At 36.3% G+C, this 1,625-nt stretch carries 1 protein-coding gene and 1 pseudogene; one reads left to right on the top strand and one right to left on the bottom strand.

Annotation, left to right across the window (positions count from 1 at the left end; all coding sequences use genetic code 11):
* Positions 1-167 precede the first annotated feature (167 nt).
* Complete coding sequence (locus tag KO527_RS00730) at positions 168-587, bottom strand: hypothetical protein (RefSeq protein ID WP_216038498.1); 420 nt, start codon at positions 585-587, stop codon at positions 168-170.
* A 724-nt stretch (positions 588-1,311) separates the two neighbouring features.
* On the opposite strand from KO527_RS00730, the pseudogene KO527_RS00725 reads away from it, so the two are divergent.
* A pseudogene (locus KO527_RS00725) lies at positions 1,312-1,625 on the top strand (IS110 family transposase); the annotation flags it as partial.

The raw sequence follows: 1,625 nt of genomic DNA, 5'->3' as shown, positions 1-1,625 counted from the left end.
CTGTCAGATCTTCTTGTTATCAAAAAGTGTTATTGCTTGACAACGGGGAGTCCATGTAGCCCCATTAAGAGGCCAAAAATTGTTGGTTAAAATGTGTAGCGAAGCGGAACCTAACCAACTGTTTTTGTTCCGTTTAAAGCGCTTGTTATACGATTTACAACGCTTTCCTAGTTATTTTTAGCTTTTATAGCACTCTCTATTGAAGGTAAACAATACCTCTCATACCAATTGCACAAAGCTTCAACTTCATCCTTAATTGAAGTTTCATGCTGATCGGTAGCTTGCTTGGATTTAGAATCAATTTTCTCTAATTTAACTAACTCAGAGCATAGAGAGCCAATTGATAACATCGTTCGTGAAAGTTCATCTGTATACGGTTTTGCCACGCCAAGATCGTGACTTTTACAAACGACTTTTTTAGACAAATTTTCAGGTGCAACCCAAGAGCTAATTAAAAAATCGTTGATAGTGATAGAGTCATTTACAACCACCCCTCTATCCGTTTCTTCAACACCAAGCTTTTCGATATTTTCACAAGTATCGATTGCGGTGTTTACAAGCTTTCGTATTAATGACCAATCTGTCACTAGAACCCCTTATCGTATAACGCCTTACTAATAGGCGCATAAATGCTTGGCTAAAATTAGCGACGAAGGAGCGTAAGCCAAGCGTTTTGCGTCCTTTTGAGTAACTTGTTAGCAAGCATTACTCGCGGTTTTCAATAACTTTTTTCTAATCCAGAACTCTAAATAAACTAGCGGTAATAAGGCTACTAAGAGCGTTTTAAATAAGCCGAAAGCTATAAAGATACCGATGAATATAAAGTAAAAGATCAGTATATCAATTAAAATGAAATGTACTTTTAAGTTTGACTCGTCAAGTTGGAATAGATCTTTACCTTTATCGAAGACCTTTCCACGCAAGTAATCTGAACTTAGAGTTTTACGAGCTATCAAGTAACAAATAATAAAGAGAATAGATGTCGGCGCTATGAAATTTTTGCTGTGTACATTTCCATAATCATAAGGCCAATTCTGTAATATCGAATTAAGAATATCGAATTGAAATAATATCTGGAGAACGCAAGCAGTAAAAAGCAATGCGAGAGGAAAAACCATTACTCGAATAGAATCTTTATGCGGGTCGATTTCAGGACACTTCTTTTTGCAACGAATAAAGTTAAAAAAGTACCAATAGGGTATTAATATCACCAAAGCTTCCTTTGCTTGCTAACGAATGATATGGACTCCCCATCCAATTGGCATTTGTGCCATATTGAAAGTGCAAACAGTCAAATAATGGAGAGCCCATATGTCTTTAATTAAAGTTGTTGGCATTGATTTAGCCAAATTAGTTTTTAGTATCCACGGTGTTGATAAGCATGACAAGTGTAAATTACGAAAAACTATCAAAAGAAACAAGCTATTAGAGGAAATAACACAACTTTCACCTTGTATTATTGCCATGGAAGCTTGCTCTGGTGCTCACTATTGGGCAAGAGAATTTTCTAAACTCGGTCATGATGTTCGCATTATGGCGTCTAAATTCGTTATTCCCTATCGCCAAAATGAAAAAAATGACGCCAATGATGCTGAAGCTATTTGCGAAGCAGCTACAAGACCAAA

The organism is Pseudoalteromonas sp. C2R02 (assembly GCF_018860845.1).
Lineage (GTDB): Bacteria > Pseudomonadota > Gammaproteobacteria > Enterobacterales > Alteromonadaceae > Pseudoalteromonas.
Note: the sequence above shows the minus strand (reverse complement) of the source record. Positions and strands in the feature narration are given on the sequence as shown.